The sequence below is a fragment of the Crossiella sp. SN42 genome (genome assembly GCF_023897065.1).
Lineage (GTDB): Bacteria > Actinomycetota > Actinomycetes > Mycobacteriales > Pseudonocardiaceae > Crossiella.
In genome coordinates, this window is the sequence record NZ_JAMHIV010000044.1 from 1 (window position 1) to 16,440 (window position 16,440).

11 protein-coding genes and 1 riboswitch are annotated in these 16,440 nt (G+C 72.9%); of the genes, 8 read left to right on the forward strand and 3 right to left on the reverse strand.

Going from position 1 to position 16,440, the window contains the following annotated elements; genetic code table 11:
- Positions 1-620 (reverse strand): exonuclease domain-containing protein (locus M8C13_RS38645; RefSeq protein WP_252485777.1); only part of this gene is annotated, 620 nt, incomplete at its 3' end.
- A gap of 137 nt (positions 621-757) precedes the next feature.
- Between M8C13_RS38645 and M8C13_RS38650 the strand changes: the two genes are divergently transcribed.
- From M8C13_RS38650 to M8C13_RS38685, 8 genes are all read left to right on the forward strand, one after another.
- Entirely contained in the window at positions 758-1,681 is a 924-nt protein-coding gene (locus M8C13_RS38650; RefSeq protein ID WP_252485778.1) for a hypothetical protein, read from the forward strand.
- 47 nt (positions 1,682-1,728) lie between these two features.
- Positions 1,729-2,586: a hypothetical protein gene (locus M8C13_RS38655; RefSeq protein WP_252485779.1), complete on the forward strand. Its 858-nt coding sequence runs from the start codon at positions 1,729-1,731 to the stop codon at positions 2,584-2,586.
- Positions 2,587-2,823: 237 nt separating this feature from the next.
- Positions 2,824-3,528 (forward strand): hypothetical protein, encoded by a 705-nt coding sequence (locus M8C13_RS38660; protein WP_252485780.1) that lies wholly within the window; start codon positions 2,824-2,826, stop codon positions 3,526-3,528.
- A gap of 49 nt (positions 3,529-3,577) precedes the next feature.
- Positions 3,578-4,465, forward strand: coding sequence for a hypothetical protein (locus tag M8C13_RS38665; protein WP_252485781.1), 888 nt, complete (start codon positions 3,578-3,580; stop codon positions 4,463-4,465).
- 182 nt (positions 4,466-4,647) lie between these two features.
- On the forward strand, positions 4,648-6,027 hold the full coding sequence (locus tag M8C13_RS38670; protein WP_374213306.1) for an NYN domain-containing protein: 1,380 nt from the start codon (positions 4,648-4,650) through the stop codon (positions 6,025-6,027).
- Between the two features lie 302 nt (positions 6,028-6,329).
- A riboswitch (cyclic di-AMP (ydaO/yuaA leader) is annotated at positions 6,330-6,483 on the forward strand.
- Positions 6,484-6,497: 14 nt separating this feature from the next.
- Positions 6,498-7,538, forward strand: a complete 1,041-nt coding sequence (locus M8C13_RS45665) for a C40 family peptidase (RefSeq protein ID WP_252485782.1) — start codon at positions 6,498-6,500, stop codon at positions 7,536-7,538.
- A gap of 88 nt (positions 7,539-7,626) precedes the next feature.
- The gene (locus M8C13_RS38680) at positions 7,627-8,985 is read left to right on the forward strand and encodes a basic secretory family protein (RefSeq protein ID WP_252485783.1); all 1,359 of its coding nucleotides are present in this window, start codon (positions 7,627-7,629) and stop codon (positions 8,983-8,985) included.
- 10 nt (positions 8,986-8,995) lie between these two features.
- The gene (locus M8C13_RS38685; RefSeq protein ID WP_252485784.1) at positions 8,996-10,132 is read left to right on the forward strand and encodes a glycosyltransferase family 4 protein; all 1,137 of its coding nucleotides are present in this window, start codon (positions 8,996-8,998) and stop codon (positions 10,130-10,132) included.
- Here M8C13_RS38685 and M8C13_RS38690 read toward each other — a convergent pair.
- Together M8C13_RS38690 and M8C13_RS38695 are read right to left on the reverse strand one after the other, a co-directional pair.
- Positions 10,117-13,203: an AfsR/SARP family transcriptional regulator gene (locus M8C13_RS38690; RefSeq protein WP_252485785.1), complete on the reverse strand. Its 3,087-nt coding sequence runs from the start codon at positions 13,201-13,203 to the stop codon at positions 10,117-10,119. The genes M8C13_RS38685 and M8C13_RS38690 overlap by 16 nt on opposite strands.
- Positions 13,200-16,427, reverse strand: coding sequence for a BTAD domain-containing putative transcriptional regulator (locus M8C13_RS38695; RefSeq protein WP_252485786.1), 3,228 nt, complete (start codon positions 16,425-16,427; stop codon positions 13,200-13,202). Before M8C13_RS38695 ends, M8C13_RS38690 begins: the two co-directional genes overlap by 4 nt.
- Positions 16,428-16,440 lie beyond the last annotated feature (13 nt).

The following is a 16,440-nucleotide window of genomic DNA, read 5'->3' on the forward strand; positions in this document are numbered from 1 at the left end:
AGCAGCTCCTCCAGCGAGTGCACGCCCAGCGGCCCGAGGCGTTCCAGCAGCGCGTGCAGCACGTCCACGGTGGCCTTGGCGTCGTCGAGGGCCCGGTGGTTCGGGGTGACGCTGGCGCCGAAAAGCGCGGCCAGCGCGGCCAGGCGGCAGCTGGGCGCCTCCTCGCGGGAGAGCACCCGGCGGGCCAGCCGGACCGTGCACAGCACCTGCGGCTTCGGCCAGGGGTAGTCCAGCTGGGCCGCGGCGGCCTTGAGGAAGCCGATGTCGAAGGGCGCGTTGTGCGCCACCAGCACGGTTTTCGGGTCGCCGGTGGCGAACTCCAGGAACGCGGGCAGCACCTGGGCCAGCTTGGGCGCCTGGCGCACCATCAGCTCGGTGATGCCGGTCAGCGCGACCACCTCCGGCGGGATGCCGCGCTCCGGGTCGACCAGGGTGCCGAACTCGCCGAGCACCTCGCCGCCGCGCACCTTCACCGCGCCGAACTCGGTGATCATGTCCGATCCCGGCCGCCCGCCGGTGGTCTCCAGGTCCAGCACGACGAAGGTCACCTCGTGCAGCGGGGTGCCGAGCTGCTCGAAGGACAGCTGCAGTGGGGTGGCCCTGGGGCTGTGCTGGCTCATCAGCTGCGACGGTAAGTCACCCCACTGACAGTTCCGTCGGCAGAACCGGACCACTGCAAAGGTTCTTCCTGGCCTGCGTTCAAGATCCACGGTTACGTTCGGGCTCATCAGCCATGGTGGGTTCGGAGGTCTTGGGAGTGGGCACGCGTAACGGGCGGGTACTGGAGCGGATCAGCCGCACGCTGGCCGCGGGGGAACGCCCCGACAGCTGGCAGGACAACCGGATCTCGTACTTCGAGAACATGCGCGCCGAGATGTCGATCCTGAACAAGACCGGCGGCGGCTACTGGCACACCATCGGATGCACCCCGGCTGAGGCCAAGCTGGTCGAGCCGCTGGTGCTGCACTTCTACTCGCTGGTCTACCAGGGCGACATCATCTACGAGGCGGCCCAGCAGGCCGGTTCCAGCCGGGTCACCGACCACAGCTGGAAGACCCGCATGCAGGAGCTGCTGAAGAACCACAACCTCTACGACAGCCGCATCCAGGCCGGGGTGGACAACCTGGAGCGCTACTACGTCATGGAGGGCCAGCTGCTGCTGGGCGAGCTGCCGCTGACCGAGGAGGTCATCGAGGAGATCTCGTTCCTGCGCTCCTCGGACCTGCACGTGATGATCAGGGTGATGGACCGGCTCAAGGGCCGGACCCCGAACGAGCAGTTCTACCAGCTGCTCAAGGCCCCGATGGCGCTGTTCGACATCGGCGACGACTTCGACTCCTACGAGCGTGACATCGCCGACGCGAGCTACAACTCGCTGCGGCTCTACGTCGCCCTCTACGGCGTCGAACAGGCCAAGGAGAAGCTGCAGGCGCTGCGGGAGCGGATCTGGGCCAGGGGCCTGGCCCTCTTCGCCGAGGTGGGCAAGCCGGCGCTGGTGCGCTACCTGACCAGCACCCCGCTGGTGAACCTGAACCTGCCGGTGGTGCCCGAGCTGCTCGGCACACTGCCCCGCGCGGTGCTGGCCAAGCTCGCGGTCAGCGCCTACAAGCTGGAGGGCAACGGCGCCGAGGTGATCCCGGAGCCGATCGCCGAGTCCGGCCCGCTGGTACCGGTGTCCTGACCCGGCGGCTGAGGCCACCACCACACACTTCAGCAGGGAGAAAGATCGTGACCGAGGCGGCGGTGCAGCGGCTCAAGGAACGGATGGTTCCCAAGGAGCCGCCTGCGGCCTGGCAGAAGCTGGACATCAGCTACCGGGACAGCATGCGGGCCAACCGCGCGCTGCTCTGGGACAACTGGGGCGCGCGGTACGCGCTGGGCTTCAGCAGGGGCGAGTTCGAGGTGATCCGCCCGTTCGTCCGGCACTACATCGCGCTGGCCTACCAGGCGGAGTCCGACCCGGCGCTGGTGGCCGAGCTGGTCACGCTGGCCGAGAGCTACGGCGTGCTCGACGAGCAGGTGCGGGCCGGACTGGCCGAGCTGTCGGAGTCCCTGGAGACCAGGGACCGGCTGCGGCGCGGCGAGCTGGCCGCGGACGAGAAGGTGATCACCAAGCTGACGCACAGCAGGGTCGCCGACGTCCGGGTGCTCAACCGGCTGCTCTACCTGCTGCGGGACCGCCCGGTGGACGAGGAGCACCTCAGCCTGATCGACCCGTGGCTGCGGCTGCAGGACCTGCGCGGCGACCTCGCGGGCTACCCGGAGGACATCGCCTGGGACCGGTTCAACCTGCTCCGGCTGTTCGTCCAGGCGCACGGCCAGAGCCAGGGCGTGCACAAGCTGCGCGCCTACCGGGCCGGCCTGCTGCGCCAGGCGCTGGGGCAGCTGCCCGGCGCGAGCACCGAGGCGCTGCGCAAGCTGCTCACCGCAGCCCTGCCGGATGCGGGCATCGACCTGACCGCCTCGGTGGTGGCGCGGCTGCCGCGCGCGGTGCTGCTGCCGCTGCTGACCAACGTCGGGCGCACCTGGGACCTGGCCACCGCGCCGGTGCCCACCCCGTTGCCCGAAGACGTGAAAGCCCGATAGAAATCGCCGAAGGCACCAGCAGATCTGCGGGTGGCGAAAAGGGAAGTCTTTCCTCAAGTTTTCGCCAACCGCGCAGCGGCAACGGCGCACGCTGCTAGTTTCGCCCCAACTTTCGAGGCGAGGAGTGCACCGTTGTCCAAGTGGGGACGGAAGTCGTTAGAAAAAATCAGGGATAACGTCTACGGCCGGTCTGCGCCCGAACTGTGGTCGCAGAGCAGTGTCACCTATCAGGACAAGGTGACCTCGACCGCGCGGCTTTTCTCCTGCGGCGGGCTGCGCTACTGGGAGCTGCTCGGCGCGAGCAGGCTGGAGATCCGGCTGATCCAGCCGATCGCCTACCACTACCTCGCGCTGTGCAGCCAGGCCCGCCGCACGGAGGTCGCCGAGGACTCCTGGAAGAAGGAGATCGAGGCGTTCTTCCGCAGCTACGGCGTCTTCGACAGCGACGTGCAGAAGTGCCTCTACGACCTCGAGCACGCCCGCACGCTGACCGCCTCGCTGCGGACCGGCCTGCTGGAGCCGACCCCCTCGCTGCTGACCGAGCTGAGCAGGCTGCGCGCCGGTGAGCTGCTCGCGCTGGTCAAGGTGATCAGCACGCTGCGCGGGCGGCCGCTGGCCGGGCACGAGCTGGCCGTCTACGAGTCCGCGGTGCGGCTGGCCCAGCTCGACGGCGACCTCGCCGACTACCCGGCCGACGTGCGCGCCGACCGGTACAACCACTACCGCGCGCTGCTGACGCTGACCGGCGCGCAGCAGGCCGCGGCCAGGGTGCGCGAGCACCGCCAGGACCTGCTCAGCGAGACCCACCACCGGCTGCGGGCGGGCAGGCTCGGCCGCGGCGGCCACCGCGAGCTGCGCAGCTGGCTGGCCAGGCGGCAGGAGCAGCCGCCGGTGCCGCAGGCGATCACCACCTCGGTCGCCGCGCGCGCGGAGCTTGCGTAGGCAAGCGCTTACATCTGCCCTGAACCACCAACCCACCTGGGGAAACGCAATGGTGCACGGCACTGCCACCGCCGAGGCGCTCCGCGAGCGCATCCTCGGCGCCGACGCGCCCGAGTTCTGGTCCACGACCCGGGTCACCTACCTGGAGTCGCTCAAGGCCAGCCGGGTCATGTTCCTCGACGGCTACGACACGATGCTGCACCTGGTCGGGGTCAGCGAGGACACCGCGAAGGTGTTCGAGCCGCTGGTGATCCACTTCCTGGCGCTGGTCTACCAGGCCGATCTCGCCTACGAGGAGGCCCAGGTCAACGGGTCCTTCGAGGTCGACCTCGGCTGGCGGCGGGACATGGAGGACCTGCTGGAGGGCTACGGCCTGCTGGACCAGCAGGCCAGGGCGCGGCTGGACGACCTGCAGCGGTACTTCGAGCTGGAGGGGCAGCTGCTGCTCGGCCAGGTCGAGGTCACCGAGGACTCGGTCTACGAGGTGCTCTCCATCCGCTCCTCCGACATCGCGCTGGCCATCCCGCTGATGCTCAACCTGGTCGGCGTGGACCCCCGGATCGTGGACGAGCTGGTGCGGGTGAACAAGCCGCTGTACATGCTCTGGGAGATCGCCGACGACGTGCCCTCCTACGACAAGGACGTGGCCGCGGGCAGCTACAGCACGATCCGGATGTACGCCAAGATCTTCGGCGCCGAGCGCGGGCGGGCCAAGCTGGAGGAGTTCCGCGCCCGGCTGGTGGAGCAGGCCTGCGCGGAGTTCGCCAAGGTCTCGGCGACCACGCTGCGGATCTTCGTCGGCTCGGTGGCGCCCGCCTGGCTGATGCCGCTGGTGCGCAGGATGCCGCGCGGACTGCTGGTGCCAATCCTTCAGTCCTCCATACGCAAGGACAAGATGACCAGGCCGGAATTGCCGAAAATGATCGACGAGAACTGAAAGATTTACGCAATTCGGGTCCAGCTGGGCATTCCTGGCACAAAACTGCCGGGAGCGTGCACTCAATTGTTGAATGGGTGTGCGGCGGCCTCGTCCCGGCGCGGGCGTGATCAGGTTGTTGCCGAAGCGTCGCCGAGCGTAACCACAGGCGCGCGCCGAGGGGGTTGACGGCGGCTAACCTTATGCGGGTGTTCCCGTTGCCCGCGCAGACCAGCCACGACCGGCCGGAACCCGACCCGGGTCCGTCCGCTGTGGACGGTGCGCCGCCGTCGGAGCCCGAGGTGGACTTCGACACCCTGCCCGAGGCGGTTCGGGCGCGGCTCGCCGAGCTCTCCGCCGAGGCGCTGGGCACCATGCCCCAGCTCGACATCCCGCAGCCGCTGCGGCCGGTGGCCCGGTTCGCCCCGGCCAAGCGGGCCAAGCTGGGCGCCGGGCCGCTGCTGGCCGCGCTGCGCGACTCCGCGGTCTTCCGCAACGCGGTGGTGCAGTGGTGCCGGGAGCACCGGCCCAGCACCCTGGAGCTCGCGCCCGGCGACCCGGTGGCCACCGCGGCCGCCGCGGTGTTGCTGGCCGATCCGGCCGCCCCGCTGCACGTGGAGCTGGTGGCCAGGCGCTCGGTGGACGCCCAGCTGCGGGCCGAGCGGGACGCGGCGCTGTCCCGGCTGGAGCGGCTGGAGGCCGAGCTGGCCAGGGTGCGCGCCGAGCTGGCCGAGGCCAAGGGCGCGGCCGAGCAGGTCCGGCAGGAGGGCGAGGCCGAGCTGGACCGGCTGCGCAAGCGCCTGCGCGAGCAGGGCGTGAAGCTGCGCCAGGCCAAGGACGAGGCCGAGGCGGCGCGGTCCGCGCTGAGCAAGGGCCACGGCGAGACCGAGGCGGTGGTCGCCGCGGTCACCGCCGAACGGGACAAGGAACGGGAGCGGGCCGAGGTGGAGCGGCTCAAGGCCGCCCGCGCCCAGGCCGAGGCCGAGGTGGCCAGGCAGTCCGCCCGCGAGGCCAGGCAGGCCGACGAGGTCCGGCTGGGCCTGCTGGTGGACACCCTGGCCGGCGCGGTCACCGGGCTGCGCAGGGAGCTGGCCCTGGGCGGCAGCGGCCCCCGGCCCGCGGACACCGTGCGCGGGGCCACCCCGGCCGCCGGCGCGGTCGGCCGGGTGCAGGACCCGGCCGCGCTGGACCGGCTGCTGGCGCTGCCTGCCGTGCACCTGGTGGTGGACGGCTACAACGTGACCAAGACCGGTTATCCCGAGTTGACCCTCTCCGAGCAGCGGGACCGGCTGGTGCACCAGCTCGCGGTGCTGGCCGCGCGCACCGGGGCCGAGGTCACCCTGGTCTTCGACGGCGCCGGCGTGGTCGCGGTGCCCGCCTCCGCGCCGCGCGGGGTGCGGGTGCTCTTCAGCGACCCCGGGGTGCTGGCCGACGACGTGATCAGGGCGCTGGTCACCGCCGAGCCGGAGGGCCGTCCGGTGGTGGTGGTGACCTCCGACCGCGCGGTGGCCGACTCGGTGCGCAGGCGCGGCGCGCACCCGGTGCCCTCGGCCGTGCTGCTGGCCAGGCTGGGCCGGGTGTGAGTCCACCCATACCCGCTATACGTGTGGCGCTCGTCACTTTTCTCGGGTGAACCATCCTGCAACCAGAAACGGTCCGTGTCGGTGCGTGGCCAGAGTTGATCTCTGGAGAGGGCGAACACCGCAGGTCGCGCTGAATATGGTGAGCGACTACACAGCGCTGTTGTGTCGCTGGGTAACTACTCCGATCGGGCGGCCAGGTCACGGCCAAACATCGGCCGACCCCCGGCGGTGGACTGCGGGCCTCACTACTCGTAACCTGTCCGAGATCTCGCGGCGGACCGTCGTCCAACCGAGGGCGACACCGCGAGTCACCGCCGAATCGGCCTGTCGGGGGGCCGAACCGGGGACCCAGGCAGTTGGGGTGAATCGGGCGGGCCTTGATCGAAGGCGCCGCGCGTAGGGCGACTTCGGGCCCGAACCCGTCAGCTAACCCGGTAAGCGGTAGCGAGCACGAAGGAGTAGTACGCCACGTGGCGTCGCATCGACTCAAGCGCACGATGCGCGGGGCCCTCGCGGCCTCAGCAGTGGTCGTAGCTGTAGGCATCGCGCCGACGACCCCCGCGCTGGCCGACCCGGAACTGCCCGCCAACGCCTCCGAGGCGATGAAGCAGCTCCAGGAACTGGCCAAGGAGACCGAGAAGCTCGCGGAATCCCTGCACGAGGCCCAGGACGACCTGGACAAGAAGAACGCGGACCTGGCCAAGGCCAACAAGGAGGCCGAAGACGCCAGCAGGCTGGGCGCCCAGGCTCGCGAGCAGGAGAAGGCACTCCGCCAGGACGTCGACAAGGTCGCCGCCGCCGACTTCGAGGGCGCCCGGCTGAGCCAGGTCGAAGCGCTGATGACCTCGTCGTCGCCGCAGGTGTTCCTGGAAAAGATGTACGTGCTGGACCTGATCGCGGGCGACAACAAGGACGCGATCGACAAGCTGCACGCCACCATCAAGCAGGCCGAGGACGCGGCCAAGCGAGCGGTCGACGCCAAGGACCGCGCGCAGAAGGCCACCGACGAGGCCCAGCGGATCAAGGCCGAGCTGGACAAGCGCGACGCCGAGCTGAAGAGCCGCACGTCCAAGGTGAAGGCGCAGTACGACAAGCTCACCGCGGACGAGAAGAAGAAGCTCAAGGGGCCCGAGGACAACTCGGTCATCGACATCCCCGGCAACAGCGGCATCGCGGGCGCGGCGCTGCAGAAGGCGCTGAGCAAGCGCGGCTCGCCCTACGTCTACGGCGACGAGGGCCCGAGCACCTTCGACTGCTCCGGCCTGGTCTACTGGGCGTACCAGCAGGTCGGCATGACCCTGCCGCGGTCGAGCTCGCAGCAGGCGCGGATCGGCGCCGCGGTGCCGCTCAACGCGATCCAGGCGGGCGACCTGGTGGCCTACAAGGGCCACATCGGCATCTCGGTCGGCAACGGCAAGATGGTGCACGCGCCCACCACCGGCGACGTGGTCAAGATCGCCCCGCTGCAGAGCGGGATCATCGCGGTCCGCCGGGTCGGGGTCGGATCCTGACCCAGAGTTGCGGGTAAGTCTGTTTTTCCGCGGGGCCGTCACCGATCGGGTGTCGGCCCCGCGGCCATTCCCGTCCTAGGATGCAGCTGTGTCCGGGGTTGGCCGGTACAGGAGCTGGCTGGTCGCCGCGGTGGCCGCCGTGCTGCTGGCTGGGCTGGCCGTGGTCGCCACCCCGCAGGCCAGGGACGTCGTCGACCCCTCGCCCCAGGTCACCACCCTGGACGCGGCGGGCCGCCCGGTACCCCCGGAAGCGCCTGCCACCTCGGCGGAGGCCCCGCGCGCGGCCGCGGTGGCCGAGCTGCTGCGCCGCCGGGCCGAGGCGGTGCTGCGCAGGGACGAGGCCACCTTCCTGGCCACCCTCGACCCCAACGCCGACTCCGCCTTCAACACTGCCCAGCGCAACATGTTCGTCAACCTGGCCGGGGTGCCGCTGAGCAGCTGGCGCTACCAGGTCGAGCCCGCCGAGGCGCTGGGCACCTCGGGGCTGACCTCCTACGCCCCCGACGCCGACGAGCTGTACTCGCCCAGGGTCGAGCTGAGCTACGCCATCGGCGGCGGCGACGCGGTGGCCACCACCCGGCCGATGGGCTACCTGTTCGCCCGCTACGGCGACAGCTGGTACCTGACCTCGGACTCCGCGCTGGAGGCCCAGGGCCGCCGGACCTGGCGCGGGCCGTGGGACTTCGGGCCCTGCCAGGTGCTGACCACCAACTCCGGCATCGTGCTCGGCCACCGCGCCAACCAGGCGCTGGCCCAGCGGGTGGCCAAGGAGCTGGACGCGGCGGTGCGCGCGGTCAGCGAGGTGTGGGGCCGGGAGTGGTCGCAGCGGGTGGTCGTGGTGCTGCCGGAGACCACCAGGGAGCTACAGGCCATGGTCGGCTCGGAGTTCGCGGTGGACTCCATCGCCGCGGTCGCCCTGGCCGACCGGGTGGACCACGAGCAGCAGCTGGTCGAGGGCGCCCGGATCGTGTTCAACCCCAAGACCGCCACCCGCCTGTCGGCCAGCGCGCTGCGGGTGGTGCTGCGGCACGAGATCACCCACGTGGCCGCCCGCGCCGCCACCGTGGACGGCGCGCCGATGTGGCTGCTGGAGGGCTTCGCCGACTACGTGGGCTACCGCGGCTCCGGTATCGCCCCCACCGAGGCCGCCCCCGACCTGACCCGCCGGGTGCGCGCCCAGGACGGCGTGCTGGACCTGCCGGCCGACACCGACTTCCGCTCCGGCGGCCAGCGCCTGGACGTGGCCTACCAGTCCTCGTGGTCGCTGTCGGCGCACATCGCCGAGCGCTACGGCGAGGCCACGCTGGTGGAGCTGTACCGGCGACTGGCCAGGGCGGGGCAGACCGACACCGCGGGACAGGACCGGATACTGCGCGAGGTGCTCGGCATCGACCGCGCCAAACTCCTAGTCGGCTGGCGAGAGTTCTTACGCAAGACCTACGGCTAAGGTTCGCCCCGTGCGCCGCACCTTGCTGGTCACCAACGACTTCCCGCCCCGTCCCGGTGGCATCCCGGCGTACCTGCACTCGCTGGCCACCGCGCTGCCCTCGGACAGCCTGGTCGTCTACGCCCCGGCCTGGGACGGACCGGTGGGTTCGGCCGCGGACTTCGACGCCGCGCTGCCGTTCCCGGTGATCCGGCACGCCAGCCCGCTGCTGTTACCCGAGCCCGAGGTGGTGGCCAGGGCCACCGACATCCTGCGCGCCGAGGGCTGCACCGCGGTGTGGTTCGGCGCGGCCGCCCCGCTGGGCCTGCTGGCCGCGCGGCTGCGGGTGGCCGGGGCGCGCCGGGTGGTGGCGTGCAGCCACGGCCACGAGGTCGGCTGGTCCATGTTCCCCGGGGCGCGCTGGGCGCTGCGCCGGATCGGCGCGGCCGCGGACGTGGTCACCTGCGTGAGCCGGTACACCCGCTCGGCCATCGCCTCCTCCTTCGGCCCGCTGGCCGCGCTGGAACACCTGCCGGCCGGCGTGGACGCCACCTACTTCCGCCCGGACTCCGTTGCCCGCCAAGAAATCCGCCGCCGCCACCGGCTCGGCGCGGCCCCGGTGGTGCTGTGCGTCTCCCGCCTGGTCCCGCGCAAGGGCCAGGACGCCCTGATCCGCGCCCTGCCCCGGATCCGGCACCAGGTCCCCGGCGCGAAGCTCCTGCTGGTCGGCGGCGGCCCGTACCTCAAACGCCTGCGCCGCCTGGCCAGACAGTCCACTGTGGACGAACACGTGATCTTCACCGGCGCGGTCCCGATGACCGAGGTCCCCGCCTACTACGCCGCCGCCGACGTCTTCGCCATGCCCTGCCGCAAACGCGGCTTCGGCCTGGACGTCGAAGGCCACGGCCTGGTCTTCCTGGAGGCCGCGGCCAGCGGGCTGCCGGTGGTGGCGGGGGACTCCGGCGGGGTGCCGGAGACGGTGCGGGACGGGGTCACCGGCAGCGTGGTGGACGGGCGCTCGGTGCGCGCGGTGGCCGAGTCGGTGGCGCGGCTGCTGGCGGATCCGGAGCTGGCCGCGAGCATGGGGCGGGCCGGGCGGGAGTGGATGCGCCGGGCCTGGCGCTGGGACGCCGCGGGGGCCCGGCTGGCGGGTTACCTGGACGGCTGAGCCGCGTCCAGCTCGGCCAGCAGGGCGAGGGTCTCGCCGGTGCCGCCCTCGTAGCCGGTCTCCTGGAAGGCGGTCAGCGCGGCCCGCGCGTGCTGGGCCGCCGCCGCGGTCGCGCCCAGCCGCTGTTCGGTCCTGGCCAGCGCGAGCAGGCCGCGGGCCTCGAAGGTCCGCTGGTGGGTGCGCCGCGCGAGGGCGACCGCCTCTCTGGCGAGCCGCCGGGCCTCGGGCAGCTCGGCCAGGTCGAGGTGGGCCAGGGCGTTCCCGAGCAGCGCCTGGGTCATCTCCTGGAACTGACCTAGCGGGGCCGCCTGCTCGTAGGCGGCGGCGAAGCGGTCGGCGGCGACCCTGGGCCGTCCCCGCCGGTGCTCCGCAATGCCTTCGGCGACCAGGCTGTAGGCGCTGTTCGACCTGCGCCGCACCGGATACGGGTCGCTCCGCAGCGCGTTGATCTGCCGCTGGGCCTGCTCGTACTCGCCCAGCTCCGCGTAGGCCTCGGCGACCAGGCCAGTGCCGACGGACTCCGGGAGCGCGATACCCAGCTTCCAGCGCAGGTCCCGGCTGCGCGACAGGCTGCGCACGGCCAGCTCGGGCCGCCCGAGGAGGACCTGCTGATGGGCGAGGTCGGCCAGGGCGAGCGTCTCCAGCCCCGCCGCGCCGATCTCGGCGAAGATCTCGATCGCGGCGGAGACGTGCGCGCCGGACTCGGCGAGGCGCCCCAGCCGCATGGTCGCCCCGCCGAGGAAGTTCAGCGCCGTCCCTTGGACCAGCCGCGAACCCGCGGCGGTGGCCATCCGGTGGGCGCGCTCGAAGTACACCTGGGACCGGTCCAGCCGTCCGACGAGGCCGTGGGCGTGGCCGATGCGGATCAGCGCGAGGGCTTCGCCCGCAGGTAGGCCCAGCCGGGTGTAGACCAGCTTGGCCTCGGTGCCCAGTCGCACACTGGCGTGGTAGTCCTGTGGCCAGAGCAGGATCTCGCTCAGGATGACCCGCGCGTCCGCACCCGCCCGGTGCGCTCCGGCCCGGTCCGCCGCTTCGACGGTGCGCCGAGCGAGCGGGATCTGCTCGTCATGCCAGAACTGGATGTAGAGCACCCGCAGCATCGCGATGCCCAGCAGCGCCGCCCGCTCGGGATTGGCGTCGACAGCGCGCCCCTGCACCCCGGTCAGGGTGGCGAACTCGGTGTCGAACCACTCCAGGCCCTCGGCCGTGGTGCGCGACCAGACCCGCTGGGGCGTCCAGTCGTCGAGCGCGGTCTCGGTGCGTGGCCCGTACAACAGGCCGACCAACTGCGCCGCGCCGGTCAGGCAGTGCTCGAGCAACCGGCTCTCCGCGGCGGCGCGGTCCGCTGGGGCGTCCTCCGCCTGGTGGCGTTCGGCGGCGTAGAGCCGCAGCAGGTCGTGCGCGCGGTAGCGGCCGGGCCGGTACTCGTCGAGCAGGTGCGCGTCGGCCAGTTCGGTCAGCGCGGCTCCGGCCGGTTCCCCGGCGAGCGCGGTCGCCGTCGGTTCGGTGAGATCCGAGCCTGGCGTCGCGCTGGACAGCCGGAACATCCGGCGGGCGGTGGCGGGCAGTGCGCGGTAGGACAGGTCGAAGGCGCGGCGGACCACGGTGTCCTGGTCGTCGTCGATGGCCAGTTCGGCGAGCCGGTCGCGGCCGGCCAGCCGGTGCAGGTAGGCGCCGAGGTCGGGGGAGGACAGGCCCGCGATGTTGGCCGCGGCCACCCGCAGCGCGAGCGGGAGGCGGGCGCACAGTTCGGCCAGGCGGTCCGCCTCGGCCGGGTTGGCCTCGACCAGGGCCGGACCGAGGACGCGGCGGAGCAGGGCCTTGGCTTCGGGTGGGCTGAGCACGTCCAGGGTGACGCGGCGGCATTCGGGCAGGCCCGGGATGACGCCGCGGCTGGTGATCAGGGTTCGGCAGTGCTTGCCGGTGGGCACCAGGGGGGCGACGGTGGAGGCGTCGGCGGCGTTGTCCAGCAGGACCAGGAAGCGGCGGTCGGCGAGCAGGGACTGGTACAGGCGGGCGCGGCCCGGTTCGTCGGCGGGGATCTCGGACTCGGTGAGGCCGAAGGCGCGCAGGAAGCGGGCCAGCACGGCGAAGGTGGTGGGTTTCTCCTCGGGGGAGTAGCCGCGCAGGTCGACGTAGAGCTGGCCGTCGGGGTAGCGGTCCTTGAGCAGGTGGCCGATGTGCACGGCCAGCGCGGTCTTGCCGACGCCGGGCTGGCCGTAGATCACCGTGCAGCCGTGCGGGGCGGTGGTGATGGCCTCGACCAGCTCCGCGCGGCCGACGAAGTCGTTGATGTCCAACGGAAGCTGGTGGATGGGCAGGCCGCCGCGTGGCGCGGGGGGCGGGGTGGCGCGGGGGAGCTGTTCGGTCAGGATGGCCTGGTGCTGGGCGCGTAGTTCCGGGGAGGGGCGGGTGCCGAGCAGTCTGCTCAGGGTCTCGCTCGCGGTCTGGAAGGCTTGCAGCGCCTCGGCTTGGCGGCCGGAGCCGGCCAGCGCGAGCATCAGCTGGGCCCAGTGCCGTTCGCGCAGCGGGTCCTGGGTGGTCAGCTGTTGCAGCTCCGGCACCAGCTCGGCGTGCCCGCCCAGCGCCAGGTCCAGGTCGATCCGGCGTTCCAGCGCCCGCTGCCGTTCGGCTTCCAGGCCGGCCGCGGTGACCCGCAGGGCGGGGGAGAAGACGTCGGAGAGCGCGGGGCCGCGCCACAGCGCCAAGGCGGCGCGCAGGGTGGCGCGTTCGGCGTGCGGGTCACCGCCGGCCTCGGCGACCAGGGCGCGGAAGCGGTGCAGGTCAACGGAATCGGGCGGGACCTCGGCCAGGTAGCCGGTGGCGGTGGTGCGCAGCACCGGTTCGGGCAGGGTGGCGCGCATGCGGCGGATGTAGGTCTGCAGCGCGTTCTTCGGGTTGCGCGGGGGCTGCTCCCACACCTGCTCGGTCAGCTCGGTGATGCTCACCGGGCGGCCGGGGCGCAGCAGCAGCGCGGCCAGCACGGTGCGGTGCTTGCCGGGCAAGGCGGGCAGCAACGCTCCATTGTGGACTACCTCGGTGGGGCCGAGCAGCCGGAACTCCAGCGTCACGGGGTGGCTCCGTGCTCGGCCAGCCTGGCCCGGACGGCGCTGGTGTCCACCACGCCCATGGCCACGTAGTGTGCCAGCGCCTCTGTCCACAGTGGACAGGCGACACGCGGGCCGTGGGTGGCCAGCCTGGCCAGGCCCAGCACCTCCAGCGCGTGCGCCGCACCCGGCCGCCTGCCGGTCTCCCGGTGCACCGCGATCGCGGACTCGGCCAGCCCGGCCGCGGTCTCCGGCTCGCCGAGGTCCAGCCGCACCAGGGCCAGTTCGGTGAGCGCGTCGCCGAGCGCGGTGCGCAGGCCCCTGGTGCGGGCCATCAGCTCGCCCTCCTCGGCGTGCGGCAGCGCCGCCGCCGGGTCGCCCTGGCCGCGGTGCACCGCGGACACGCCGAGGCAGATCAGCACCGGGACCGCGGGGTGGCCGCCGGAGGTGCTGGCCAGCTCGCGGGCCGCCCGGTAGTGCCGCAGCGCCTCGGCCCACTCCCGGTGCGCGCGGTGGATGGCCGCGATCAGCGTGCGGGTGGCCGGTTCCAGGCGGTCCCGCGAGCTGCCCGCCTCGCTGGCCAGCACCCGGTCCAGGTGCACCCGCGCGGCCGCCACATCGCCCCTGGCCAGCTCGAACCGGGCGCGGGCCTCCTCCACCAGGCGCTGCTGCAGGCGGCCGAGGCGCTGGGCCAGCCGCTGCGCCTGGGCCAGCCGTCGGCCGGCCTCGGCGAACTCGCCCACCCCGGCCAGGGTGTCGGCCAGGTGCACCAGGCACAGCGTCTCCGACTCGTGCGCGGCCAGCCGGTGCGCGATCCGGTAGGCGTGCTCGATCCGGGCGACCGCCTCGGGCAGCCTGCCGACCGCGACGTAGGCCGAGTGCAGCCCCTGGCTGGCGTAGCCCTCGCCAGCCGGGAACCCGGCCTCGGCGCTGAGCCGGATCGCCTCGGTGTAGCGGGCGATCGCCCGCGGGAAGCGGGTGGCGACCTCGTAGGCCATGCCGATGTTGGTCAGCGCCATGGCTTTGCCCGAGCGGGAGCCGACCTCGCGGTAGCGGCACACCGCCAGCGCGCCGTGCCGCACCGCCTCGGCCACCCGCCCGTACACCGACAGCGCCCCGCTGAGCGCGTTGTGCATGTCGGCCTGCCCGAGGACCAGGCCCTGCCGCCGCGCCGAGCGCAGCCCGGCCTCGCAGCTGAGCACCTGCTCCTCGAAGTGCCCGTTGGTCCAGAAGTGGGTGGTCAGCGCGGTGGCCAGGGCCACGCACAGCTCGTCCGGCTGCTCCTGGGTGGCCAGCACGGCGGCCACCAGGGTGGCGCGTTCGGCGTCCAGCCAGTGCTTGGCGCCGTCGGCGTCGGTGAAGGGGGCCTGCTTGCCGACCACCACGTCCGCGCGCGGGGCCTCGGCGTAGAGCAGCAGGGCGGCGTAGCTCGCGCAGTCCAGCAGGTAGGCCAGCAGCCGCTGCCGGGCCGCGGCCACCGCCTCCGGCGGGTCCTCCAGGTCGCGCTGCCTGCCGGTGTAGAGCCGGAGCAGGTCGTGGAACTGGTAGCGGCCCTCGCGGTGCTCCTGCACCAGGTGCGCGGTGGCCAGCTGGGCCAGCAACTCGGCCGCCTCCTCCCGCGTGCAGCCGGTGAGCACGGCGGCGTGCGCGGCGGTGAAGTCCGGGCCGGGCACCAGCCCGAGGTCGCGGAAGACCCGTTGCGCGGCAGGGGAAAGCGTGGCGTAGGAGAGGTCGAAGGCGCGGTGCACGGCCGCGTCGTCGTCGCCGTCGATGGCCAGCGCGGCCAGCCGGTTGCCGGTGGCCAGCTCGTGCACGTAGCCGGGCAGGTCCGGCTCGCCCCGGACGGTCAGGTTGGCCGCGGCGATGCGCAGCGCCAGCGGCAGCCGCGCGCACAGCCCGGCCAGCTCGGCGGCGGCCGCGCGGTGCTCCGCCAGGTGTTCCGGGCCAAGGATCGCGCCGATCAGGTCCAGGGAGTCCTGTTCCCCCAACGGATCCAGCCGGATCCGGTGACAGTCCACAGTGGACATGGCGTTGCGGCTGGTGACCAGCGCGGCGCAGCCGGGGGTGTCCGGCAGCAGCGGCAGCAGCTGGGCGGCCGAGCCCGCGTTGTCCAGCAGCACCAGCACCCGCCGCCCGGCCAGCAGCGCCCGGTAGCGGCTGATCCGGTCCGCGGTGCGGTAGGGCACCTGGTCGGCAGGCACGCCGAGCGCGCGCAGGAACTGGCCGAGCACCTGGGCCGGGTCGAGCTGCTCGCCGGGGCAGTAGCCGCGCAGGTTCACGTAGAGCTGGCCGTCCGGGAAGGCCGGGCGCAGCAGGTGCCCGGCGCGCACCGCGAGCGCGGTCTTGCCGATGCCGGGCTGCCCGCACACCAGCACCCGCCGCTCCCGCTGCCGCGCCAGCAGCTCGCCCAGCTCGGTCAGCTCGGCGTTGCGGCCGGTGAAGTCGCTGATGTCCGACGGCAGCTGGCAGGCCGGTCGCCACAGCTCGGCCGCCGGTGGCGGCGCGGCCAGTCCAGGGGCGTTGGTCAGCACCGCCTCGTGCGTCCAGCGCAGCCTGGCCCCCGGCGAGATGCCCAGCTCGGCCTGCAGGGTGGCCGCCGCGGTGGCGTAGACCTGCACCGCCTCGGCCGGGCGCTGGGCGCGGTAGAGGGCGACCATCAGCTGGCTCCAGAACACCTCCCGCACCGGGTGCCGCCGGGTGAGCAGCTGGAGCTCGCCGATCACCGCGTTGTGCTCGCCGCGGTCCAGGTCCAGCTGGATCCGCCGGGCCAGCGCGGTCAGCCTGCGTTCCTGCCAGCGGGCCGCCTCCGGCTCGGTGAAGCCCGGCGCTGGCACGTCGGCGAAGGGCTCGCCGTGCCACTGGGCCAGCGCCGCGGTCAGCTCGGCGTGCTCCACCGCGGTGTCCTGGGCCTCGTCCGCCCGGCGCAGGTGCGCGGCGAACCGGTGCAGGTCAACGGCTTCCGGTGGCACGTCGAGCAGGTAGCCGTGCGCCACGGTGCGGATCACCTCGGCGCCCAGGCGCGCGCGCAGCCGCTGCACGTAGGTGTGCACCGCGCCGCGCGGGTTGCGCGGCCGGGCGGCCTCCGGCGGCCACAGGTGGCCCGCGATGGTGTCCGCCTCGACCGGCTTGCCGGGACTGAGCAGCAGGCAGGCCAGCAGCACCCGGTGCTGGGCCGCGCCGATCCGCAGCACCCGGCCGGCACTGCTCACCTGCAACGGACCGAGGACCTGGAACTCCAGCCCGGTCACGCCACCACCCCCC